The 24,436-nt window shown below is 51.4% G+C and carries 21 protein-coding genes; 6 read left to right on the top strand and 15 right to left on the bottom strand.

The annotated features are described in order from the left end of the window. Nucleotides 1-102: 102 nt before the first annotated feature. Nucleotides 103-1,227, top strand: coding sequence for a beta-ketoacyl-ACP synthase III (locus ACO0LN_RS20880; protein ID WP_422977077.1), 1,125 nt, complete (start codon nucleotides 103-105; stop codon nucleotides 1,225-1,227). Nucleotides 1,228-1,331: 104 nt separating this feature from the next. Here the strand turns inward: ACO0LN_RS20880 and ACO0LN_RS20875 are convergent, their stop codons facing one another. The 8 genes from ACO0LN_RS20875 to ACO0LN_RS20840 form a co-directional block, all read right to left on the bottom strand. Further along, a complete protein-coding gene (locus ACO0LN_RS20875; RefSeq protein WP_422977075.1) occupies nucleotides 1,332-2,021 on the bottom strand; it encodes a DUF3334 family protein in 690 nt (229 codons plus the stop codon). A 404-nt stretch (nucleotides 2,022-2,425) separates the two neighbouring features. Continuing rightward, nucleotides 2,426-3,586, bottom strand: a complete 1,161-nt coding sequence (gene ampC, locus ACO0LN_RS20870; protein WP_422977073.1) for a class C beta-lactamase — start codon at nucleotides 3,584-3,586, stop codon at nucleotides 2,426-2,428. Between the two features lie 78 nt (nucleotides 3,587-3,664). Continuing rightward, on the bottom strand, nucleotides 3,665-5,848 hold the full coding sequence (locus tag ACO0LN_RS20865; protein ID WP_422977071.1) for a TonB-dependent receptor plug domain-containing protein: 2,184 nt from the start codon (nucleotides 5,846-5,848) through the stop codon (nucleotides 3,665-3,667). A 107-nt stretch (nucleotides 5,849-5,955) separates the two neighbouring features. Continuing rightward, entirely contained in the window at nucleotides 5,956-7,791 is a 1,836-nt protein-coding gene (locus tag ACO0LN_RS20860; protein ID WP_422977068.1) for a M56 family metallopeptidase, read from the bottom strand. Beyond that, nucleotides 7,791-8,186 carry a BlaI/MecI/CopY family transcriptional regulator gene (locus ACO0LN_RS20855; protein ID WP_162057357.1) on the bottom strand — a complete coding sequence of 132 codons (396 nt, stop codon included), beginning with the start codon at nucleotides 8,184-8,186 and terminating at the stop codon, nucleotides 7,791-7,793. The genes ACO0LN_RS20860 and ACO0LN_RS20855 overlap by 1 nt, the downstream gene beginning before the upstream one ends. 100 nt (nucleotides 8,187-8,286) lie before the next feature. Continuing rightward, nucleotides 8,287-10,158 (bottom strand): hypothetical protein, encoded by a 1,872-nt coding sequence (locus tag ACO0LN_RS20850; RefSeq protein WP_422977066.1) that lies wholly within the window; start codon nucleotides 10,156-10,158, stop codon nucleotides 8,287-8,289. Between the two features lie 49 nt (nucleotides 10,159-10,207). After that, nucleotides 10,208-11,386, bottom strand: a complete 1,179-nt coding sequence (locus tag ACO0LN_RS20845) for an ABC transporter permease subunit (protein ID WP_422977064.1) — start codon at nucleotides 11,384-11,386, stop codon at nucleotides 10,208-10,210. 94 nt (nucleotides 11,387-11,480) lie between these two features. Then, nucleotides 11,481-12,335 carry a helix-turn-helix transcriptional regulator gene (locus tag ACO0LN_RS20840; protein ID WP_422977062.1) on the bottom strand — a complete coding sequence of 285 codons (855 nt, stop codon included), beginning with the start codon at nucleotides 12,333-12,335 and terminating at the stop codon, nucleotides 11,481-11,483. Nucleotides 12,336-12,592: 257 nt separating this feature from the next. Here ACO0LN_RS20840 and ACO0LN_RS20835 point away from each other — a divergent pair, with 257 nt between their 5' ends. After that, entirely contained in the window at nucleotides 12,593-15,175 is a 2,583-nt protein-coding gene (locus tag ACO0LN_RS20835; protein WP_422977060.1) for a cation-translocating P-type ATPase, read from the top strand. A gap of 43 nt (nucleotides 15,176-15,218) precedes the next feature. On the opposite strand, the gene ACO0LN_RS20830 is transcribed toward ACO0LN_RS20835, so the two are convergent. Beyond that, nucleotides 15,219-15,950 (bottom strand): flagellar brake protein, encoded by a 732-nt coding sequence (locus ACO0LN_RS20830; protein WP_422977058.1) that lies wholly within the window; start codon nucleotides 15,948-15,950, stop codon nucleotides 15,219-15,221. 188 nt (nucleotides 15,951-16,138) lie between these two features. Between ACO0LN_RS20830 and ACO0LN_RS20825 the strand changes: the two genes are divergently transcribed. Next, nucleotides 16,139-16,669 (top strand): NADPH-dependent FMN reductase, encoded by a 531-nt coding sequence (locus ACO0LN_RS20825; RefSeq protein ID WP_422977056.1) that lies wholly within the window; start codon nucleotides 16,139-16,141, stop codon nucleotides 16,667-16,669. 40 nt (nucleotides 16,670-16,709) lie between these two features. Here the strand turns inward: ACO0LN_RS20825 and ACO0LN_RS20820 are convergent, their stop codons facing one another. The 3 genes from ACO0LN_RS20820 to ACO0LN_RS20810 all read right to left on the bottom strand — a co-directional run bounded on the left by ACO0LN_RS20820 (nucleotide 16,710) and on the right by ACO0LN_RS20810 (nucleotide 18,603). Further along, complete coding sequence (locus ACO0LN_RS20820) at nucleotides 16,710-17,231, bottom strand: TlpA family protein disulfide reductase (protein WP_422977054.1); 522 nt, start codon at nucleotides 17,229-17,231, stop codon at nucleotides 16,710-16,712. Nucleotides 17,232-17,342: 111 nt separating this feature from the next. Continuing rightward, nucleotides 17,343-18,134, bottom strand: coding sequence for a transporter (locus ACO0LN_RS20815; protein ID WP_422977052.1), 792 nt, complete (start codon nucleotides 18,132-18,134; stop codon nucleotides 17,343-17,345). A gap of 10 nt (nucleotides 18,135-18,144) precedes the next feature. Then, the gene (locus tag ACO0LN_RS20810) at nucleotides 18,145-18,603 is read right to left on the bottom strand and encodes an Lrp/AsnC family transcriptional regulator (protein WP_422977050.1); all 459 of its coding nucleotides are present in this window, start codon (nucleotides 18,601-18,603) and stop codon (nucleotides 18,145-18,147) included. Between the two features lie 145 nt (nucleotides 18,604-18,748). Here ACO0LN_RS20810 and lysA point away from each other — a divergent pair, with 145 nt between their 5' ends. Next, nucleotides 18,749-19,996, top strand: a complete 1,248-nt coding sequence (gene lysA / locus ACO0LN_RS20805; protein ID WP_422977048.1) for a diaminopimelate decarboxylase — start codon at nucleotides 18,749-18,751, stop codon at nucleotides 19,994-19,996. A gap of 3 nt (nucleotides 19,997-19,999) precedes the next feature. Here the strand turns inward: lysA and ACO0LN_RS20800 are convergent, their stop codons facing one another. The 3 genes from ACO0LN_RS20800 to ACO0LN_RS20790 form a co-directional block, all read right to left on the bottom strand. Continuing rightward, nucleotides 20,000-20,788: a substrate-binding periplasmic protein gene (locus ACO0LN_RS20800; protein WP_422977046.1), complete on the bottom strand. Its 789-nt coding sequence runs from the start codon at nucleotides 20,786-20,788 to the stop codon at nucleotides 20,000-20,002. 262 nt (nucleotides 20,789-21,050) lie between these two features. Beyond that, nucleotides 21,051-21,593, bottom strand: coding sequence for a TlpA family protein disulfide reductase (locus ACO0LN_RS20795; protein WP_422977044.1), 543 nt, complete (start codon nucleotides 21,591-21,593; stop codon nucleotides 21,051-21,053). 67 nt (nucleotides 21,594-21,660) lie between these two features. After that, nucleotides 21,661-22,419 carry a phytanoyl-CoA dioxygenase family protein gene (locus ACO0LN_RS20790; protein WP_422977042.1) on the bottom strand — a complete coding sequence of 253 codons (759 nt, stop codon included), beginning with the start codon at nucleotides 22,417-22,419 and terminating at the stop codon, nucleotides 21,661-21,663. 203 nt (nucleotides 22,420-22,622) lie between these two features. Between ACO0LN_RS20790 and ACO0LN_RS20785 the strand changes: the two genes are divergently transcribed. Both ACO0LN_RS20785 and ACO0LN_RS20780 read left to right on the top strand, forming a co-directional pair. Continuing rightward, nucleotides 22,623-23,675, top strand: a complete 1,053-nt coding sequence (locus ACO0LN_RS20785) for a 3-deoxy-7-phosphoheptulonate synthase (RefSeq protein ID WP_422977040.1) — start codon at nucleotides 22,623-22,625, stop codon at nucleotides 23,673-23,675. A 19-nt stretch (nucleotides 23,676-23,694) separates the two neighbouring features. Then, nucleotides 23,695-24,360, top strand: coding sequence for a hypothetical protein (locus ACO0LN_RS20780; protein WP_422977038.1), 666 nt, complete (start codon nucleotides 23,695-23,697; stop codon nucleotides 24,358-24,360). The last annotated feature ends 76 nt before the right edge of the window (nucleotides 24,361-24,436 follow it).

The raw sequence follows: 24,436 nt of genomic DNA, 5'->3' as shown, positions 1-24,436 counted from the left end.
TGTGCGTTTCTCGTTTAACTGTCATCTTTATTGTGTAAAATCGAGCGACTTCGTCGCGCATTTTTGCGCATACTTCAGAACGACATAACCAGAAAGCAAGAGATGAGTAAAGTAGTCATCAGCGGCACCGGCCTGTACACGCCTTCCCAGTCTATTTCCAATGAAGAACTGATCGCCAGTTTCAATGCTTATGTCCAGCAACACAATGCGCAAAACGCCGCCTCCATCGCCAGTGGTGAAGTAGTCGCGCTGGAGGAATCCAGCGTCGCCTTCATAGAAAAAGCCTCAGGCATCAAATCCCGCTTTGTCATGAACAAGGAAGGCGTGCTCGACATCAACCGCATGGTGCCACACATCCCTGAGCGCAGCGATGAAGAACCGTCCATCATGTGTGAAATGGCCGTCGCTGCCGCCAGCCAGGCGCTGGAACGCGCAGGCCGCACTGCTACCGATATTGATGCCGTCATTTGCGCTGCCAGCAATATGCAACGTGGCTACCCTGCCATGGCTGTGGAAATCCAGAATGCCCTGGGTATAGATGGCTATGGCTATGATATTAACGTCGCCTGCTCTTCTGCCACCTTTGGCATACAGGCAGCTGTCACCGCCATCCAAAGCGGCCAGGCACGTGCGGTACTGGTTGTTAATCCAGAGATCACCAGCGGCCACCTGAACTGGCGCGACCGTGACAGCCACTTCATCTTTGGTGATGCCTGCACCGCCATCATCGTAGAACGTGCAGACCTGGCGACATCCAAACACCAGTTTGAAATCGTCGGCCTGAAGCTCAAGACCCAGTTCTCGAACAATATCCGCAACAACTTTGGCTTTTTGAACCGTGCAGATGAAAGCGGCATAGGCAAGCCAGACAAACTGTTCCGCCAGCAAGGCCGCAAAGTGTTCAAGGACGTCTGCCCCATGGCAGCTGCCGTCATTACCTCCACGGTACAGGCTGCCGACATCGCCATTCCCGATGTCAAACGCTACTGGCTGCACCAGGCTAACCTGAATATGAATTTGCTCATCGCCCGCATGATTTTGGGCCGTGATGCATCGCCAGAAGAATCACCAACCATTCTGGACACTTACGCCAATACTTCATCGGCTGGCTCCATCATTGCCTTCCACAAATACCAGGACGACCTCGAAGCAGGCAATGTAGGCGTGATCTGCTCATTTGGTGCAGGTTATTCGATAGGCTGCGTGGTAGTTAAAAAACTGGCCTGAGACCCCCTCCCGCTTGAATAGCAAAAAGGCCGCAAGTGCGGCCTTTCGTTTGCTTGCCTGCTCCAGACAGGCAAAACTGAACTCTAAGATATTACAAACTTAAATTACATACCCAGAGACTTCAGCAATTCGGAGTTTTCGTCATCATCAGGCGCGGCGGGAGAAGAGGACTTTTGTTCCGAAGCCTGCTCAAAGTCCAGCAAAGCATCAGGATCAGCCACTTCATGCGTATCAAAGTCATGCAGTTTGATGAACTCTGTCCTGTCTATCGCCAGTTCCAGATAGAAAATATTGTTTTTCTCAGTGAAGAATGAAACCCTGCGCAGTTCCGGCCTGTCCAGCGGCGTATCCACACTCAACATGACCTGCTTGGTCAGCACCAACATCTTCGGCTGGTTCTGCGTGATATTGGTCTGCAGTTCGCGACGCACCTTGCCAGTGAAGTCACCCACGATCTGGTTCATCAACTCACCCAGGATATTCGCCACCTCATCCGAGGTAAACGAAGACGCCAGCTCAGACTTGGGCATGCCCATGTTAAGCATGTATTTCTCGTAGATTTCCAGCGCCGTATCACCATCAAAATTCAGCACCACCAGCCCGGAAAAGCCGCCATCAAACAACACAAAGCAACCGATGTCCGGCTTCAAGCCTATCTTCGTGATGCGCTGCACCATGGCAGAATAATGCACCTTGCTATTTGTGGCGACATTCAACACCCGTATTACCGAGTTGCACAAACTCGTCAACAGATCTTCTGTTCCGTACACTACACCGTTTTCTTCCGTGGCCATGACCAACTCCTGAATTTGTTACATGAAAATCAATGCACATGCATGCAATGACTGGCTATCTTCAAGAAAGCGACAAAACGGAATCCCATCCCGTAGCAGCAAACCCTGAAAGCCTATACGAATAATGAAAGAATACTGAACCCCCAGCGCCCCGTCCACATGTTTCATGCGATGGCGGTGATTTCGCTGACGATACATCAAATGTATATCTGCGTACTGTTGCTATTTTGCAAGCACGAAGAAGCAAGGGCGACATTTGAGTCTATCCCCTGAAAAAGGAAAAGGCCGCATATAGCGGCCTTACATTCTCGTCTATATTCAACTCGTCGGGATTAGCTTGCGATTAACTTGCTACGACGCCAACAAGTCTTGAAGAAAGCATGGCATTTCTCAAAATAAGAAATTCACATGCCCAACTGCCTCAAAATCTTTTGCGCCGTCTCTATGCGTGTCTGATTTGGATAATTCTTGTTGGCCAGGATGACGATACCCATATTCCTGGCTGGTACAAAGGCGAAGTAGGCACCGAAGCCACCGGTGGCGCCGGTTTTATGGATAAAAACGTTTTTACCAGGTGTGAACGGTGGTGTGATTTTGGTCACCGGAGTGGCGTCAAAGGCCATGTGCTGGGATGAGCCTGTGATCACGGCAGCAATATCTGTCGGGTAGGGATAAAGTTCCCACACCAGGCTTTGGGTCATGCCGCCCGCTTTGAAGTAGCCGGTGTGTGTGTTTTTCAGGGCGGCTGCAAATTCGGGGGAGAGTTCCATCTGACCCAGATTAGCGCGGATGAATTGCACAAGGTCGCTGGCGCTGGTTCTGACGCCGTAGGCTTCTGCCGAGAGCACATCTTCGCTCATGCGTACCGGGGTGTCGTCTTTTTTATAGCCTTGCGCATAGTCTGCACGTTTGCTTTCTGGCACAACAATGTAACTATTATTCATGCCCATAGTGGGAAATATCTGTTCCTGCATGATGGTGGCAAAGGGTTGTTGCAGACTCTGCGCAGCGATAACGCCGAGCAGGCCTATGCTGATATTGCTGTAAGTGCGGTATGTGCCCTGGATATGATCTGCCTTCCAGTTCTTGAGATAGGTGATCAGTTGTTCGTCGCTGGTCACTTCATCCGGAACCTGCTGGGGCAAGCCGCCTGTCGTGTGTGTTGCCAGGCTCAGCAGGCTAGTCTCGCCAAACTGCGAGCCTTTGAGGCTGGCAATGTGGTCAGCGACCTTGTCGTTCAGGGCCAGCTTTCCCCTGCCCTGTGCCAGCGTGGTCATGGTGGCGATAAAGGTTTTGCTGATGGAGCCTATCTCAAACAAGGTGTTATCGGTGACGGGAACATTCCCGGCTTTGGATGCGAGCCCGTAGTTGAACACATATTGTTTGCCATTAACGAAAATACCGACAGCCATGCCGGGGATGGCATTTTTTTCCTGTACCGGGAGTATGACCTCATCAACGATGCGTTTGAGCTTGTCAGTTTCTGCGCTCGTGGCTGTCAGGCTGAACATGGCTGCGATGAATAAGATGCTGATTTGATAGAAATACAGGACTACTGATTTCATTTTATTTTCCTAAAAATTTTTTTAGCTGTTGTTTTAACAGCTGATGTTTTAAAAATGGAGAGATGCTGCCGGGCAGAATTACAACTTCACTTCCCATACCAGCCGCCAGGTTCGCGCTGATTGCTGTTGATTTATATTTGTCCAGCGTGAAACTGGATTGGTATAGATGCCGCTGTCAATCTTGTCTTGTTGCAGCACATTACTGACTGAAAAACGCAACTGACTTTGCTTGTTTTGCTTCCAGGCCAGGTAAATATCGAGATGACGTCTGGGGCTGTTGTGCCCTGTCAGATAAGCTGATTCACGAATATTATTTGCGGCCTGATAGCTGTAATCTGCCCCCACCCGCAAGGCGGGATTGATCTGGTAGTCGGCACCGGTACTGACCAGCAAACCCGCCTGTTGTGCCAGATGGTTATCAGGACCGGGCACTTGTTCTACCCTTGACCAGTTGCGGTTGAAATTGGCGCGCAGCTCCAGCGCTGGCATGCTGGACGCCAGTTGCTGCAAGTTCAGTTTTGCCTCAATTTCCAGACCAAGGATACGGGCGCGACCATTGTTGGCGAGGCTGCTGACCCAGGTGCTGCCAACCTGTGCAGTCTGCTCAAGCATCACATCATCTATCCGTCGCCAATAGGTGTTGGCGCTGATGACGCTATTCTCAGTCAGGTAGTGCTCATAAGCCAGCTCCATGCCCCAGGCGCGTTCTGGCCGCAAGTTGGGATTGCCCTGAAAATCTGAATTGAGCGGGGTATTGTTGTTATCGATGCGGAACAGGCGTGGTACGAGATTACCCACGGTAGGCAATTTGAAACTGCGGTTGAGTGCCATGCGCCATTGTCTTTGGGCGTCGATTTTCCAGACGCTTTGCAATATCGGGCTGAGCATGCTGGCTTTGTTTTGAACATCAAAGTTACCTGCCTCTGTGCTATTGCTGCTGATACGCTCCATGCGCAAACCCAGGTAAGCTGACCAGGCGCTGTTGATAGTCCATTCATCTTGCAGATAGATGGCCTGTTTTTGCAGACTCGCCTGATAGTAGTGTGCGCTGTCAGGAAGGAGATTGAATTCCTGCTCATTACGGTTTTCATGACGCAATGCCCGACTGGCTTCCCAGCCCAGACTCAGCACATGTGATTCTGAGTACGGTGCCAGGTATTTGCCATTGAAGCGGTATTCATTTTCATCGGCATCACCGGTGACATAACGATGTATTTTTAATGTCCCTGCATTGTCCTTGCCCCAGAAATGAAATTTGGTCGATCTGTCCAGGCTGTTCCAGCCCAGGTTCATGCTCAGCCTGGCGCTGTCGGCGAGGCGTCGCTCCCAACTCAGATCATTGCGCGAGGTGAATACGTGGGCGCTCCAGATGGAGTGGTTATCCGGGAAATCGGTACTGTCACCAACATAGGTATTTTCTTTTTCCTGCTTGGTCTGCTCCTGCCTCGCGAGAGTCAAATTGCCCTGCCAGCTCAGACTGTCTTGCGCATTGATTTTCCAGTTCAGGCGTGGCGACAGGCTGGCAGCATCACGACGGTTTTGCTGGCTTTGCTGCAGTTGTCTGTCTGCTGTCGTTACCCATGCATCACGCATGCTCGCGCGTTCAGACTGGCTTTCTGTCGCCAGGGTATTGAGCTGATTGACATTGCTCTCGAACGTGCCGGCCATCACATAAGAAATTTCAGGATGATCGCCCACTTGATCTCCCAAACTCCATGACAGGTTGCCCGACAAACGTCCGGCCTGCAGGCTGGCATTGGCTTTGATTTCTGTCGCCTGGTTGCTGCTTTTTTTCTTGAGGATGATATTGATCGTTCCAGCAATACTCTGGGCACTGACATCGGCGCTGACGACACGCATGACTTCTATTTTTTCTATCAAGTCAGGGGCGATGCTATCTATGGTGAAACCTACCGGCGTGGTCTGTCCATTCAATAATATCTGGGTGTAACCATTGCCGAGGCCACGCATGCGTATCTCTGCGCCCTTGCCCTTGCTCTCGGTGACACTGATGCCGGGCAGGCGTTTCAAGACTTCGCTGAGATTGGTGTCCCCGTATTTTTCTATATCTTCACGGCCATAGACGCTGCGCATGCCCACGTCGTCTTGACGATCGCGATTGGGTTGTGACTTTGCATTGATTTCTACCTGTTGTGGTGTTTGTTGTGCCTGTTGTTGTGCTAACGCCTGCTTACCGGCAAACAGTGCCAGAACACTGAGCGCTATGGTAGATAGACGTGTTGATGCCTGCTGAAAAAGCATGATGTTTTCTTTCATCGACAGATTAAGGGTTGTAACGGGTGTGACTGGTCCTTGCGCCGTTCAGGGTTCAGGGCGCAGGACAGTCAGTGTGTAAATGGGACTGTGGTTTAGCCGGGCTTGGCAGCTTCCAGTGCAGTGCGTATGTGCATCACATCATCAGTACGTACATCGCTATTTTTTGCATTCAGCAAGACCATGATGACGGGCTTGCCAGCGATGGTAGTACGCATGGTCAGACAACGGCCTGCGATTTTGGAGTACCCGGTTTTTGACAGGCTGATGTCCCAGTCCTTGCTAGCTGTCAGGCTGTTGGTGCTCTGGTAGTCATAAGTTTGCCCGGCAACGTTATAGCTACCTTCACTACGGCTGGCGAGCTTGCGCAATTCAGGGTAACCGGCTGCAGCCTTGACCAGGCGGGCAATATCTCTGGCATTCGAGCGGTTATTGGGTGAGATACCCGCCGCTTCTTCCAGATGGGTAGCCTGCAAACCCAGGCTGGCCGTCTTGCTTTGCAAGGCTGCGACAAAAGCGGGCTTGCCACCAGGATAGGTCCTGGCCAGTGCCTTGGCAGCCGCATTGCTGGAAGGAATCAGCGCCAACTCCATCAGGGTCTGCCGCGACAGCACCGTGCCTGGCAGCAGTTTGACCTGGTTGGTATGCCAGCCCGCGACATCTTCTTTGCTGATGGTAATGGCCTCATCTTTATCCAGCTTCGCATCCAATGTCACCATGGCAGTCATCAGTTTGCTGATGGATGCGATGGGTACGATGGTGTCAGCATTTTTTTCCAGCAAGACTTTGCCGCTTTGTTCATCCACCACCAGTACATGTTCTGAACTGGTTTTGACATAGGCGCTGATGTGGGTAGCTGGTTCTGCTTTTGCGGCAGCAACTGGGGCTGACGGCACTGAGGGCTCTGATGACTCTGGTGTGGCATTCACCTGGGTTTGCAATACCAGCAACAGTGCCGCAGCAATACCGAGCACGGGCGCGGCCATCTTCCAGTGCCAGGGTTGTGAATCAGGGCGCACCAGGCGTTTGATGCGTGACAGCAAATCACCACCGCTGGCCGCCATCGCGGCTTGCGGCATTGCAGCGATCTGCAATTTATCCAGCACTTGCAGGGCACGCGCCAGTGGTCGGGTCTGGCCCAGCATGGCGGCGGCCATGTCGTCGGCAATCAGTTCTCTTTCAGCGTCGATGCGCTTGGATATCCACCACACTGCAGGGTGATAAAACAGCAGCGACAAGACCAGGTTTTGCAAGAGGTTGACGACATAATCCCAGCGCTTGATGTGGGCCAGTTCATGTGCCAGCAAGGCCTCTATCATGTCGGGTGCCATGCCGGTCAGCAAGGATGCAGGCATGACCACGACAGGCTTGATGCAGCCATAAGTGACCGGGCTCAACAAGTCTTGCTGGAACTTCACCTGCACCTGGCGGCGTATGGCAAATTGATAGGCCAATTGATTGGTCCGTGCCTGCCATTGCTGCGTCAGCACTGCAATATCATTGCCATGTTGACCAAGGCGATACACCCACAGCAAGCCCAGTGCCAGGCGCATCAACATCAATAGCACACCCATGCTCCACAGGGTGACTACCAGCGGCAGCCAGGCCTCGATCTGTGCAGCAAGCAGGCTTTGCCTGACCCAGACCAGGTCCAGTGAAATGCTGGCCTTGCCTGCCAGTTGTATGGCTGTTTCGAGGTTGATGGTTTGCGGTTCTTGCCATTGCTGCACTATGCCTAGCGCAGGCCACAACAAACAAGCCAGCATTGCCGTGCAAGCCAGTGCATACCGCAATTGCGGGCGGGCATTACGGGTCACCGCCAGCAAAATGGCGCAGATACTGGCGATCAGCGCGCCCTGCCAGACAAAATGCAGCAGCGGCCAGCCTAGCAATTCAGCGATTGTGTATTCTGCGTATGTGGAAGCTGGCATCATGATTTTTTCTCATCCTGCATGATCTGTTCGATTTCATCACGTTCTTTATCCGTGACATGGCCACGCAAGGCAGCCAGCACCAGCGCTTTGCCAGAACCGGCAAAGACTTTTTGTATCATGTCCTTGAGCAAATTGGTTTGCAGCGAATCCTGCTCTTGCGAGGGGGCATATACATGCGAGCGCTGGCTTTCATCCCGCGTCAATATGCCCTTGCCGTGCATGATTTGCAGGTGACGCAAGACCGTGGCATAGGCCAGGTCGGGGCGTTCGTCCTGTATGGTTTCATGCAATTGCTTGGCACTCATGGGGCCATGCTGCCACAACACCTTGAGCAAATTGAGCTCAGATGCCGTGGGCTTGGGGATAGATGATTTTGCAACAGCAGAAGACATATTCAGCATCCGGATTTAACAATGGATGCAGAATAAATGTTCTAGAAACTTTTGTCTAGAACTTTTTTTCTAGATAAGTGATGTGGATACACTTGTTGGCTTACCCTGCCTGCAATGCAGCGAGCCTTTCTGCCACTTCCCGCTTTAATTCATGTGCGTAAACATCATTGAACTGCACATTCATTCCGCGGATTTCGGGGTCGGTTATGCCATAGGCGAGACGGAATTCGCGGGCATGGGTGCGCAACAGGTTTTCAAACTCTTCTATGTCTGCCAGGTCAGTAATAGTCCTGACTTCAACACCAGGCTGGCGAGCCAGATGGGCGTGTAACCTGGCCTCATGCAAGGCCAGCATATCTGTTACAGGTGTAGATTTGAACAGGGCAAAGCTGTGCACGCGGGGGCCGCTAAGGTAATACGAGCTGCTACGCGCATCCGAAGTCAGCAGCAGACTGCCATCGCTGAGCAAGCTTACACAGCGCTTCAGGCGCGCATTGCCTGCTGCCTCAATGAGCAAGGCAAACTCCTGTGTGGGTGCCAGCCAGGATGCGCCCGGGGCTTCACGTTTCAAGATAAGTACATTCGCCATATTTTGAAACCAGGACAAAAACTGCATGTCGGTCTTCGCCATGGCTTGTTGCATCTCATCGAGCCATGGATGCATTTCGTCCTTGAACGCAGCTTTTTCCATGGGGACGATGTCTATATGCTCCCAGCTCACCAGACCGACAGTGGAACTGGCGACTTTGGCAGCGGCGGATTTTATTTCCTGCATCTCCAGTTCGCCCGGCTCTTCGGGCATATTGCTACTTTGCTCTTGCCACTCGCCTAGCGCCGATTTGAGATTGGCCATGGCTTCTGTCCTGTCGCTAAAGCTAACTTCCTGGTTCCTGAGACTGGTGGACAATTGGCCCAGTTGTGCCATGGAATTTTCCAGTTCAGCAAAATGCCTTGCGTGAATACTGGCACGCCCACCTTGGCAGGTGTCAGCCTCCTGCAAGACCTCTTGCAGTCTGAGATTTAGTATTTCCTGCTCCTCTTCGCCACTATTCTGCAAGGCAGCTTCATAGGCTTTGGCAGCGAGCCTGTAGGCGTCTGCTGCTGCAGGATATTTATCCAGCGCTTTCAGCAGATGGCCTTTTTGCGTCAATAGATCGGCATCTTCGAGATTATCGATTTCATCGATAGCGTTTATAGCCTCATACACTGTATGAGCATGCATACGGCCTAATATCATGTGCTCGAAAAAGCCGGGAGGCGCCTTGGCACTATCTTCTTCAACTGCATCACAAATAGCAACCAGCAATCGGGCCCGCTCTTTTTTAAATTCAACTGAATCAGGTTGTACTGCCAGAGCCTGCAAAATCATGCTGTAACGCAACCACGGATTCCAGATATTTGCTTCAGACCAGGCTGCCAGTATCTTGTCAGCCTTGCCTGCATCTGTTGCATGCTCTTTCATCAGTTGCACAAAACCATACATGGCTTGTTGCTCCAGTTGCTCTGAGTAACTGGCTGCCTCTTTTTCCAAAGCCTCGCGGGCGGCAAGCAGGGCCGGATCGACAGGTTCATCTTCCGTATCCTCATCGTCTTCATGCTCGCTTACTTCTCCCTCCTCGTACTCTTCACCGTCGTCATCTTCATCCTCGTCGCCACCTTCATCAGGAAACAGCGCCCGCATCTTTTCTTCAAAGACTTCATCAGTAATCCAGTATGCAGACTTGTGCTGACGCGCCAGTATCTCAAGTTGGTTATCCAGGTCTTCAGGCTGCAAGAGCGCCAGCACTTTTCTGTCCTTCCAGGCAGAAATATGGTCATAGGCTGCATCAAACATGGCAATACGCATGCGCAGATATTCTGCATTCTCGGGATGAGAGGCGATGTGGCTATCGAGCAATGCCATGGTCTCTTCAAAATCCGCCTCATCATTGCAGGCCAGCTCAACCTGTACACGCATTTTTTCTATCGTCATTTTCGTTTTTCCTTCCCTGAATTATGGCGCACATTTTATCAGCACTTTTTCAGGCAACAGGAATCATCTTGTCCTCATGTCTGGGTGCAGGCCACAGACCTGCCGGACGCTTGAGCATAACGATGACCATGGTCAGGCCCAGCAATAATTGCCGCAGGACTTCGGGCTCTATCAGCATGTGGCCGAATAACTGCTGCTGCAGCGGTGGCACCAGATAACGCAGTAATTCGGGCAGTAACACCAGCAGCACTGCACCCAGGATCACGCCGGGTATATGGCCTATGCCTCCCAGTATCACCATGGACAGGATGGATACCGATTCCCCAAGAGAAAACGATTCTGGTGACACATAGCCCTGGAAGGCAGCAAACATCGCACCTGCCACGCCACCAAAGGAGGCGCCCATGGCAAACGCCAGTAATTTGATATTGCGGGTATTGATGCCCATGGCAATGGCTGCAGTTTCATCTTCACGGATCGCGACAAAGGCCCGGCCCAGACGTGAATCATGCAGGCGCACGGTGACGAAGATAATGCTGGCACAAAGACTGAGAAAGAGAAAATAATAGGCATTCACCGATGGCATGGAAAACCCGGCAAAATAGACAGTCGCTTGCGAACCAGGCTCACCACCCAGTGATACGCCAAAGATGCGGATATGATCCACCATGTTGATGCCCTTGGGGCCATTGGTGATGTTGATGGGCGAGTTCAGGTTGATGATGAAGATACGAACAATTTCACCAAAGCCCAAGGTCACGACCGCCAGGTAATCGCCGCGCAATTTGAGGGTAGGCGCACCGAGCAATGCACCCAGTGCTGCGGCCAGCGCTGCACCCATTGGAACGATAACCCATACTGACAAATGTATGCCGTGCGCGGCAATCTCCGGCCCGTATAGCCACAACAGTGCTTGGCCGAGTATGGGGAAATTATTGATCACGGATTCCAGCAGGATGGCAAAGTGCGGTGACGCCAGCAAGGCAGTCATGTAGGCACCCATGGCATAGAAGGCGACATAGCCAAGATCAAGCAAACCGGCAAAACCGACGACGATATTCAGACCTAGCGCCAGCATGATATACAGCAAGGCAAAATCCACGATACGCACCCAGGCATTGCCAAATTGCATGGCAACAAAAGGAAAAACCAGCATCAGCGTAACAAGCAGTGCCAGTATGGGATATGCCTGACGGGGGTTGGTCCTGACATCAAAGTAATGAGACATCTATGCTTACCGGAAGTTAACAATCCAGGTTAGCTTAAATGCCCGTCATACCTGGTGCTACCAAGATCTTGCTCACATCGTGCTGACATCTTACTCAAATCATGCTGCGTTGCCGCGATTGGCTGGGCGTCATGCCGAAAACCGAACGGAAGCTGGACGTGAAATGGCTATGGCTGGCAAAACCACATGCATGGGCAATCTGTGTCAGGTCATGGCAGCTTGCCCGCATGTCGCGCAGGGCTGCCGCCAGACGGGTACGTATCAGGTAACGGTGAACAGGCAAACCGACTTCTTCCCTGAATACCCGTGACAGGTGAAACGGTGATGTATGCACCTGGCGGGCCAGTTCATCAAGCGCCCACTCCTGCTGGGGATACAGCGAGATCAGTTCCTTGACCGCTTCAACCTGCTGTCGTCTGCGGCGTTGCGTCTGGGTATGCCTGACGCGGTCCAGTTGCTGGCGCTCAAAACAGGCCGCTCGCACCGAGGCAGTCAGTACTGAAACACTGATTTCCTGTACTGCCAGATTATCGATGACTGGCTCATGCAAATGCCGCCACAAAAGCTCGCGGCTCAGCACGCTGGCTGGTGGCAGCAGGCTATGTGGCCGCAATACCGGGGCATACAATTGCTGTACGCCCGCGGCATCGACCAGCAATTGCATGAGTGCTTCCGTTGAAAAATCCAGTACCAGCGCCTCGTCGCCTATATCACCGGGAAAGGTGATACGGTAAGGCTGGCCTGTTCCTAAAAAAATCGCATGGTTGGCATTCGCAATGACATGCTGCCTGGGGCCATCATGTTTGGCCAGCACGCCAGCGATGGGCAGCAATACCAGGTCGGCAGTCTCGCACTCAAGCTCCTTGCTATCTTCAGGCGCAGGTCTCGCCACGCCATGCCGTATGGACAGTAGTTCGCTTTGAAAAAGAGTACGCAGCACTAAAGACATGATTGGAAGCCGGTATGAGCAGTGTTATAAAATTCCTGAAACGGTATTACAAGCACAACTTGTAGCTTATCTTGACTTTGCTGAATGATGATTTTGATTTAAGCACTTTTACTAAACAAGCTATTGCTGATGTTACTGGCAATGGAATGAAAAACACTATTTTCTGATTCATTGCGACAGTCTTGAGATTGATCAATATACCAGCCTGCTTATCTCTGTAAAGCTGTAACCCTGAACTATCACTGACAGGCGCTTACATGGCCACACCTGAACTTGCAGCGACAACCGGTCTGAGTTCTGCCGTTTCAAAAGAGCGGCTGCAGACTGTTGGCCCCAATGAGTTGCCATCAGCCAGGCCACGCAATATCTGGGCAATTGCCTGGACAGTATTAAGCGAGCCTATGCTCTTGCTGCTGATCGCCTGTGGCAGCATTTATCTGTTATTGGGTAACTTGCGTGAGGCACTGGTACTGCTGGCCTTTGTATTTGTCATCATCGCGATCACTTTTTATCAGGAGCACAAAACTGAGCGTGCGCTCGAGGCCTTGCGTGACTTATCCAGTCCACGGGCACTGGTCATCAGGGATGGCCAACAAATACGCATCGCAGGCCGGGAAGTGGTTCCTGGCGATGTGCTTGTACTGGCAGAAGGCGACAGGATAGCTGCAGACGCGGTCTTGTTGTCGTGCCTGAACATGACAGTCGATGAATCCCTGCTGACTGGTGAATCTGTTCCCGTCAACAAAGTTGCCCAGGAAAATTTGCCAGCAGCGATGGGACAAGCTGGTGGCGAAAATTCGCCCTTTGTCTTTTCTGGCAGTCTGGTGGTGCAAGGTAAAGGACTGGCGCAAGTGCTAGCTACTGGTGGCCAGACTGCCATAGGCAAGATAGGGACAGCCTTGTCATCAGTCGATATCGAACCCACGCGGGTACAAGTGGAAACCCGCAAGGTGGTCAAATATGTCGCCCTCTCCAGCCTGGCCATGGCCGTGATATTGGCAATCTGGTATGGATACAATCGCCAGCTCTGGCTGGATGGGGTGTTGATAGGCCTTACTTTTGCGATGGCCTTAATACCAGAAGAATTGCCTGTCGTATTAACGCTCTTCCTGGGTATAGGTGCATGGCGCATGGCTAGGCAGCAGGTATTGACGCGAAGAGTACCAGCCATAGAAACGCTAGGTGCAACGACTGTGCTCTGTACGGATAAAACTGGCACGCTGACGCAAAATAAAATGGAGGTCGTACAGTTATTCGCCGGGAATAAAGTCATTGATTGCCAGCAACCAAGAGTAGATTTGCCAGAAGAATTTCATGAAGTACTGGAGTACGCCATCTTAGCCAGTCACCGTGAGCCTTTTGACCCCATGGAGGTAGCCATTCAAGGTGCGGGAATAAACATGCTCAGCAAGACTGAGCATTTGCACGCAGGCTGGGGACTGGTTGAAGAGTATCCCCTGTCAAAGGAATTGCTGGCCATGTCCAGAGTCTGGGCATCAGAAGACCGGGAACAGTATGTCATTGCCACCAAGGGCGCGCCCGAGGCAGTTGCCGATCTTTGTCACTTGCCGCCCGCCGACGCAGAGGCATTGTTGGAACAAGTCAACCTGATGGCTGAAAAAGGGCTACGTGTACTTGGTGTCGCCAAGGCAAAATTCAAGGCTGCCCATGCGCCCATAGTCATCGACGACACGACAGAAGCAGTGTTACCCGAAATCCAGCATGATTTTGATTTTGAACTAGTCGGCCTGATTGCCATGGCAGACCCAGTACGGGCAGGTGTACCAGAAGCCATCCATGAATGTCAGACTGCCGGAATACGGGTAGTCATGATTACCGGTGACTATCCGGCAACCGCTAAAAACATTGCGACACAATGTGGCTTACCAGTGACCGGTGGCGTTATCACAGGCGCAGAACTCAATGAGATGGATGAGGCGCAATTGCAGCAGCGCATAGCAGACGTTGCCATATTTTGCCGGGTCGCGCCTGAACAAAAACTGCGCCTGGTGAATGCCTTCAAAGCCGCTGGAGAAGTCGTTGCCATGACCGGCGATGGTGTGAACGATGCACCGGCGCTGAAAGCTGCAAACATAGGGATAGCGATGGGCAAGCGTGGCACGGATGTAGCGCGTGAATCTGCAGCCCTGGTGTTGCTGGACGATGAGTTCTCTTCTATCGTGGCAGCCGTCAAATCAGGTCGCAGGATATTTGATAACCTCAGGAAAACCATTTGTTTTATCGTTGCCGTTCACATCCCAGTGATTGGCATGTCAGTTATCCCCGTCATGCTGGGCTGGCCCGTCATGTTGATGCCTGTACATATCTTGTTTTTGCAACTTATTATCGACCCTACCTGTTCACTGGTATTTGAAGCAGAGATGGAAGAAAAAGATGTCATGCAAAGGCCGCCGCGGGCCACCAGGGCGACGATTTTCAATCGTAAAACCTTGTTGAAGGGTTTGCTGCAAGGATCGGCATTATTGCTGACCATACTGACGATTTATTACCTCGCTCTACAACAAATGGAAGTGAATCAGGCCAGGGCTATGGCATTCACAGCCATGGTGACAGGCAATATCGGTCTGATCTTTATCAACCGCAGTTTGTCCGCCAATATTTTGTATAGTTTACGCCTGCCCAATCCCGTGTTGTGGTGGGTGGTGACAGGTGCCATGGCGGTACTGTCTCTGGCGCTGCTGTTACCTGGGTTAGCCAGGCTGTTTTATTTTGCCAAATTGCCTTTCACTCAATTGGCCATCAGCCTGCTTGCAGCGCTGCTATGCATCAGCCTGATGGCTGCACTCAGGATATTTGCAAATAACAAGACGAAAGCCTGAACAAGCAGCATTGTCACAGGTGCAGTACTCAGGCTTGCGGTGTTTATTTTGGCAACAACTTGCGCCGCTCATATTCAAGCTGGTTGATATGGCGCTGTATGGATACATCCATCTCATGCGGCAGGCTCTGGAAACTGATCCCTATGCGGTACTTGCCCTGCCTGCTTTTTTCTATCTGAGTGACGTGGCGCACTATGCCTTCGCAGCGCACGACATTGCGTATGCCCAGCACGATATGCAATTTGGCGATGCGGTCCTGCACCTTGACTTCTGGCGGGCCGGACACTTGTACACTCAAGCCGCCCACGCACAAATCAAAGATGGGCCAATATGCCAGGGTCTCGCCTTTTTCATCATACAGCCTGACCTTGAGCGGATCGACAATAGGCAATTCATTGCGATAGTATTCGCGGCGCTGCATGCGCACGACACGTGAAGGTATCGGCACCCAAAAGGCATCTTGGTCGCCCCAGGTGAAAAGCTGGGGGTTCAAGCCGGTAAACTGTACGCGTATGCCGTCTGGCTTGGCCAGAAAAACGCAGGAACTGGCTTTTTCCAGCAGTTTGTTGGCACGGGAATCGCCACCTATATCAAACACCAGGCCATCGTCCCTGGCTGAGAGTATCAGAGTAACGATGAATTCGCGGCCCTCATTAAAATAGACCGTGACAGGCTCACGCCTGTGCGAAAGATCATTCAAAATGCCCAGAATTTCTCTCTGCCCCAACAGGAAAAATTTATCCTCTATTTCGTCATTGCTAAATGATGCTGACATCCATTTACCTTTTTATTTATTTTTCTTGAAAAATAGACTGCTTATTACTGCTGGTCAATAAAATAATATTGTTTGTGTCATGATTTGACACATCAGTTGCTTTTTTTGCTCATTGGGCGACTACTACAGGTATCACCCGTTTGTCGCATAATGCCTGTAATTACATCAATTTTCAAAATAATATACCAATGAAAATACTGGCCATCTGTGGCAGCCTGCGCGCTGCCTCGCTCAATGCCATGCTGATACGTGCCCTGAGTCGCCTGGCACCGCCGGATATCATCATCCAGGTCTATCAAGGCATGGCAACATTGCCTCTGTTCAACCCCGATCTGGATTTATCACCACCCGCCAGCGTACTGAGCTTGAAAGAACAGATAGCAGCCGCCGACATCGTACTGATTGCCAGCCCGGAATACGCCCATGGCATGACGGGCGTCATCAAGAATGCGCTGGACTGGACCGTCAGCAGCGATGTATTTGTCTATAAACCTGTGGTGGTCTTGAATGCCTCGCCCAGGGCCAGGCATGCAGATGCGGCCTTGCGTGAAGTATTGAGTGTGATGTCGGCGAAGATACTGGAAACAGCGTCGGTACAAGTCCCGGTCATCGGCGCCAGGCTGGATGGGGATGGCATGATCAGCCATCCTGAAATTGTAGAAATTTTACAAGCTGCGCTCGCAGCGGCCAGGGCGGAATGGCAAACATTGCGAGGCTGAACAGGACATCAGGCGAACTGGCAATGATACGATGAGATGATCAGGCAGCCAGTGCCTGTTCCAGCAAGGTGTGCAATTCGCTGAAGGAAGGTTCACCGACATAGCGTTTGAGGATATTGCCCTGCTTGTCGATGACATAGGTAGTCGGTGTCAGCTTTACATCGCCGAAGGATTGCGCCAGCTTGCCTTGTGGGTCGAGGGACACATGGAAAGGCAGCTTGCGGCTTTCAGCATAGTTGATGACATAATTCGGTGCATCATAGCTCATCGCAACGGCGACAAACTCCAGGCCTTGCTTATTATATTTATTGTAAGTCTCTATCATCTTGGGCATCTCGGCAACGCAAGTCGCGCAAGAGGTAGCCCAGAAGTTCACCATGACGACCTTGCCGCGCAGGCTTTGGGTCGATATTTTTTCACCTTTGAGATTGGTGAAACTCACCTCCGGCATAGGTGTTTTTGCCTTGTAAGTCATAAAAAAAGCGATAGCCAGGGCTATCAGCGCCGCTGCGGCAATGACTGAAAATATGGCAAATTTACGTGGTGAAGAAGGTGCCAGCATGGTTTTTCCATAGCAAGAAACAAAGCAAGCTCCTATTATACGACCTAAGTCACAATCAGGTTTTGCGCTATCACAGCGACATCTGCTTCTACGGCAACAGTTACAGCGGCTTTACCAAAGCCTGGCTACCGGCACGACGACACCGGCAAACCAGGAGCGGTCCTGGGAATTGCTGGTCAGGCCCTTGGTCATGCCCGCATCAAAGGTAAGCCGCTTGTTGGGGCTATAGGTCAGAGCGATCAGCGCCTGTCCCTGGTTTTTGGTGCCGGAACGGTGCCAGCCAGCCCATTCGGCAGTCAGACCCATTTTTTCATTGATTTCGGTCGAAAAGGACGCTGACAAGCCACTTTGCCAGTGTGAAGTTGCATCCTCAGCAAAACCCAGATGTGTCATGTTCAGGTTCAGGTCAGCGTGTACTTTGCCCAGATCCTGGCTGGCTATGCCATTCAAAGTCCAGTCTGACTTGCCAGAACCCAATGCATCTTTGGCCGTGGGGAATTTATTGCCGAACTCCAGGCCAAAAGCAGTATCGTCACTGATGACAAACGCCCGCTTGATGGTCAGCGAAGTATCGCCAAAACCACGGTCACGCTGGCCTGCACCATCATCGTTAATGATATGCGCTTCGCCACCAAGCAAGACTCCCCATTCCTTGGAAAAAGCCAGCTTGAACAGATAAGGAAGGCTCTGGCGCTGGGCCGGCCCGGTCTTGATGGTGTTGATGCCCATTTCCAGTTCCAGTTGCCCGGCGACAGGCAGTTGCGCAGAATTGGATACCGAGGGACGATAAGGCGTGATGGCATCGACCTCTTCATCAGCAGCATAGGCTAACTGGCTGCTCATACATGTCAGGCAGGCCAGTGCAGTCAATGTTCCTAAGTTCAGGCGGGATATTCTGGACATGGTTTTCCTTTCATTCTGTGATCAGCACAGCGGGTGCACTGATGGCTTTACCTGCCACATGGGTAGTCAGCACGATCGCTGTCGAGGTAGAGCCAAAAGCGTTCAATTCATTAATGATACGCTGTAAATGCTCTACATCGGTCGCCAGTACACGCATGACGGCACCGTCTTCACCTGTCACGGTATAGCAATCGATAATTTCCGGGCAGTTGGCGACATATTGGGCATATGGCCGCCCCTGTTGCGTCGATAGTCTGATCATAGCGGTGATTTGATAACCGAGCGCCCTGGGATTAATATCGGCACGATAAGCGCGTATCACCTGGGCAGCCTCCAGGCGCTTGATGCGCTCGGACACTGCAGGCTGACTAAGATGCACCTGGCGGCCTATCTCTGCATGCGACATGCGCGCATCCTGTTGCAATAATTGCAGGATTTTTTGGTCAAACTGGTCGAGTTTATGATTCATAAGCATTTTGCGTCAATTTCCGATCAAAGCCTTGGCTGGATGAATAAATCCCTATGGAATCCCATTCAAACCAGGGATTGCACTTGTTAAAGTAGAGTTACTGTAGAGCTTACACCAAACCTCAGGATGCCCCGGAAAAATTGCCATGACAACGACTATCACACCCAGCCAGCTTGCCCATATTGCCAAGGAATTCGACACACCTTGCTGGGCTTACGATGCCACTATTATAAGAGCGCAAATTGCCCGCTTGCGTCAATTTGATGTGATCCGCTTTGCCCAGAAGGCATCCAGCAATATCCATTTGCTGCGCCTGATGCGTGAAGAAGGCGTAATGGTGGATTCTGTCTCACTCGGTGAAGTAGAACGTGCTTTAGCCGCAGGTTATACCAGCCAGGCTGAACATGTTGGCCATGCCCCCATCGTATTCACTGCGGATTTGCTGGACCGTGCAACCTTGAAGCGCGTGGTGGAATTGAATATCCCGGTCAACTGTGGTTCACCGCAGATGTTGGAACAACTGGGCCAGGCACATCCAGGCCATGCCGTGTGGTTGCGCATCAACCCTGGTTTTGGTCATGGTCATAGCCGCAAGACCAATACTGGTGGCGAGCAAAGCAAGCATGGTATCTGGCATGAGGAATTGCAAAACGCACTGGCCATCATTGATCAATATGGTTTGATACTGGTGGGCCTGCACATGCATATCGGTTCTGGCGTTGATTATGACCATTTGCAAAGCGTGTGCGATGCCATGATAGAACAGGTGAAAATCTGCAAGCGTGACTTGCAGGCAATTTCCATCGGTGGTGGCTTGTCCATCCCTTATCGTGGTGACGAGCCTGCGGTCGATACTGCGCACTATTTTGAAATCTGGGACAAGGCCAGAAAAGAAATTGAAACCCTGCTGGGCCACAAGATCAGCATGGAGATAGAACCTGGGCGTTTCCTGGTGGCGCAATCCGGTATGTTGATTTCTGAATTGCGGGCGCAAAAACAGGTAGGTAGTAATTTCTTTGCACTGGTTGATGCCGGCTTTAATGACCTGGTGCGCCCTTCCATGTATGGCAGCTTCCATCGGATTAGCTGTCATGCGGCAGATGGCACAGCGCGCACCACGACTTTGCGCCCTACCGTCGTGGCCGGGCCTTTATGTGAATCTGGTGACGTGTTCACCCAAGAAGATGGTGGTGTGGTCACGACCCAGGATTTGCCAGCTTGCGAGATTGGTGACCTGTTCGTCTTCCATGATGCCGGTGCTTATGGTGCCAGCATGTCATCTAACTATAATTCCCGCCCGCTGATACCTGAGATTTTGGTCGATGGTGAACAGATCAGACAAATCCGCCGTCGCCAGACTGTGCAGGAATTGATTGCGCTTGAAAATATTTAAGAACTAACGCAGCTCTTCCAGAAGCCCGGCCTTGCGGGCTTTGAGGATGGCGACATTGAGTTTGTCGATGATGCCGTCATCCTTGTCACCCCTCACCGCAAAATGGATAGTGTCTATCAGTAGTGGCTTGGGTAAGACGGTCAAACGTATATCGGCAAAAGGTGAACTGCTGCCTTCATTTTCATCACGCAAGGCCTGTAACCTGTTTTCAAGAAAGTGCGGGTCTTTATTCACAGAGCCAAACAATCCCGCATCCATACGCCGGAACAAGAGTTTATAGATACGTGACAAGGGTGCGTAATTATCGACCTCAACCTTGAAGAGATTGTCTTTCATCGCGTCGAAACGGTCACCATAGCTAAAGCCGCGTGGTATGCCTATGGTCTTGCCCTTGAGATCAGCCATGGTATTGAAGCGGAACTGGGCATCACTCCTGGTCACCAGGAACATATACTTCGATTGTATGGGCAGGGAAAAATGGAAGATTTTTTCGCGCTCTTTGGTTTTGGTGACGCCGTATATGACGCCCTCGCCATTTTCTGCGGCCTGCAATGCGCGTGGCCAGGGGCTGCGTTGCTGTTGTATCTGCAAGCCGCCCTCCCGTTCAATAAACTCAAACAGTTTATCTGCGAGTTTCAAGGGAAAAGGCTGGCCGCGCTGGTCTATGGGGTCGGCTGTGAGCATCACCACCTCTTTGGCGTATGCTGCATGCATGCTGATGCCAAATACCAGCGCAAATAAAGTCAGCAGGGTCATGAGCCGCAAAGCTGGAACAGGATTGCACAAGCGCATTTGACTTCACCAGGACCTTTCATGCCAAATCCCTAACAGCAGCAGACCAGACTTATGCATGGCGATGCGCCTGGGGACAGGGATTGTGTGGGAGAGTAGAACAGACTAGCGATACAACTAATTAGCTTCCAATTCAAGAAACTTATCAGATAGTAACGTCATTATGGCAATGCAGCAAGTTTGACTAGATTTTATTACGATAAATGCAAATAAAATGCTTACAAAGGACGGCTTCATCCCAGGTGAAATATTGAAACGCTGGTCAACTTTTCGTCGAGCCCGGCTTCTTTTGGATGATGGCCTTGATGTGCGCCCATTGCGCAGCTTTGATGCCGCCTTTGTATGATTCCATAACCTTGCCATCGCGACCTATCAAGAAAACGGTAGGCGTGGCAAATACCTTGCCGAAATTATCCTGGTAGTCCGGTGCATTGCGCCACAGGGACGGGAAGCCCTGGTTGTCCCTGCTGAACCATTTTGCCTGTTTGGCATAGTCATCAATATCACTCATGGCATCATCGATGCTGACGGTGACCAGTTCAAAGCCCGATTTTTTATTGGCTTCATAAAATTTGCGAAATGTTGGCATCTCGGCCTGGCAGGTTGGGCACCATGTCGCCCAGAAGGTCACCAGTATGATCTCGCCCTTACTGGTGTCGAGCTTGTATGGCTTGCCGTTCAGCATGGTTCCAGCCAGAGCAGGCTGGGCAGGGAACACTTCCTTGCTGGCCGCCTGGGCAAATTGGGCACAGAGGCTGGAGGCGACAATCACAGCCACAGCCAACAACTTTGACATACTGCGCATAGTGATACTCCACTTCTGTCTGGACGATAACTTACAGCATAGTGCAGATTGAGAGTGCCGTCTGCGCTTATAAGGCAATTTCAGGATAAGTCGCAGAGCGGGTACCTGGTCGCGGCGGATTATCTGCAGACCTGTACGTGAATACCATGGAAAACTTGGTCGCCGCAGTCTGGTTCTTGCCTGCCGCATGAAATAGATTGCTATGGAACAGCAAGACATCACCCTGCTGCAAAGGCACAGGCTGGGCTTGCGCCAGCAAAGCCTGGTTTTGTTCGAGGTCAGTACGCAAAAACTGCGCTTCATCGAGTTGGGCAACATCAATATCGGTTTTATGGGAACCGGGTATCACCAGCAGGCAGCCATTTTCTACGGTTTCATTGCGCAGTGCCAGCCACGACGATATGAGTTCTGCACGCTGGAAATTCCAGTAACGGCTATCCCTGTGCCAGCCTGTAGCGGTGGAATACTGCGGTTGCTTGCTCATGATGCAATTGTGATGCGACTGCGACAGCAAAGCCCCATCACCCAGCAATTGCAATAAAGGCGCTGCCAATGCTGGCCCGGTCGCCCATTGCGCCAGGCGCGGGTCACGTGCATAGGCTTGCAATAGACGTCTGGCAGTGAGGCCACCTTCCGCATCGCGAGAAGCAGGCGCACCGGGGTAGCGGGTATCAGCCTCATATTCTATGGGTTGTACCTGCCCCGCCAGTTGCTGTTCGCAATAGGCAATCACTTCTTCACAGTAAGCGGCACTGGCCTGCTGCCGCAGTACCAGGAAACCCTGACTGGCAAATTCTTGTTGTTGCGCGGTACTTAACATGGTCATCATTTTCAATGAAAAAATGCCATTAAACGCATCCGTCATGACGCAGTAAAAATGGCTCACTCTTGATTTTAGGTGAGTTTATCTTTAGGCGATCAGAACAGATCAGATCAAATAATGTGTGATTGTGATTAGCGTGCAATTCTAAAAATCCAGTAATCGGTGATAATGTAGGCCAAATTCAACGCAAAAGCCCCTTACTTAACATGACACACACCATACTGGAAAACATCAACGTCAGTTCTTTCGAGAACATGCCCACCCCTGAAGAACTGCATGCCCGCCTGCCTTTGAGCGATCTGGCTGGCGATGTTGTCGAGCAAAGCCGCGAGAGCCTGCGCAACATACTGGAACGCAAGGACAAACGCCTGTTCGTCGTCGTCGGCCCCTGCTCCATCCATGACCCGGTTGCCGGTCTGGATTATGCCCGTCGCCTGAAAGCCCTGCAGGAAGAAGTCAAGGATGTGATGTTGCTGGTCATGCGCGTGTATTTTGAAAAACCACGCACGACGACGGGCTGGAAGGGTTACATCAATGACCCGTATATGGATGATTCTTTCCGAGTTGATGAGGGTATGGAAAAGGCCCGCCGTTTCTTGCTGGATGTCTGTGAACTAGGCCTGCCAACCGGAACCGAAGCGCTGGACCCGATCTCGCCGCAATACCTGGGTGACCTGATTGCCTGGACTGCCATTGGTGCGCGCACGACAGAATCGCAGACTCATCGCGAAATGTCATCCGGCCTTTCTACACCTGTGGGTTTCAAGAATGGTACGGATGGCGATATCAGCATTGCCATCAATGCGATCCTGTCTGCTTCACACCCCCACTCTTTCCTCGGCCTGAATGGCCAGGGCCGCGTCTCCATCGTGCGCACCAGCGGCAATCAATATGGCCACGTGGTCTTGCGTGGTGGTGGTGATCGCCCAAATTACGATACCGTGTCTGTTGCCATGGCCCAGCAAGCGCTGGCCAAGGCCAAGCTGCCACCCAATATCGTGGTCGATTGCTCGCACGCCAACAGCTATAAAAAACCGGAATTGCAACCGCTGGTCATGGCCGATGTCATCAACCAGATCGCCAACGGCAACAAGGACATTGTCGGTGTCATGATCGAATCCAATATCATTGCCGGCAACCAGCCTATCCCCGCCGATTTATCGCAACTCAAATATGGCTGCTCAGTCACTGATGCCTGTGTGGATTGGGAAACGACGGAGAAAATGCTGCTGGATGCTGCTGCGAGATTGCGCGGCTAACCAGGTCTGGAAAAAACTTATGCTGATTATCAATATGGAAGGCATGATCGCCGGTGCTCTCATCGGCGGTATTTATTTCATGCTCAGCCTCGTCTTTCCGGGTATGGAATATCCAGTAAAGTATTCAAGCGTGGCAGCGCTATTTCTGATCATCGGCACTGTTGCGGATACATTGGGATATCAACCAAGAATTTATTACGCCAAATTCAAACTGGTCGGAATAGTGCTGACCATACTTGGTGTTTTCATGTTTTTAGGAGTTGCAGGCTTTATCCTCGCATTCATCGTCAGCGCAATATGTCTGACTCTGTGGAATAGAAACAGGGAGAACAAAGCTTTTTTACATGCACAATCGAGCTTTGAGAAATATCTGGCAAACCAGGAACAAGATCCTCATGCACGTAAAAGGCTGTTACTGGAGGCACTGTTTCAAAATGTCTGGCTGCAAAAGAAGCCTGAATTTTTCTTGCACAATGACAAAGTGCTCAATGCCCTGATATCGGACGTTGGCATTACCAGGAATGAGGATGAATTACATTACCTGCACTTTGTGCGGGATACACTTCAAGAGCAACAGGTACAAACAAAAAGGACCTGGAAATTAAAAAATATTGAGAAGGTAAAATTCGCTCTTACTCAATCTCTCGATAATCAGGGAATTGGGCGTTTTCGGCCAGCTGCGTAATTGTTGAATAGTTGTTCAACACATGGTGCAATAATGAAAGTCTTATTGCACTTTGTGATCATTGCTACAGGGATTG

Source organism: Undibacterium sp. TC9W (assembly GCF_049339865.1).
Classification (GTDB): Bacteria; Pseudomonadota; Gammaproteobacteria; order Burkholderiales; family Burkholderiaceae_D; genus Undibacterium.
The sequence above is the reverse complement of the archived record's forward strand: the minus strand, read 5'-3'. Positions and strand labels throughout refer to the sequence as shown.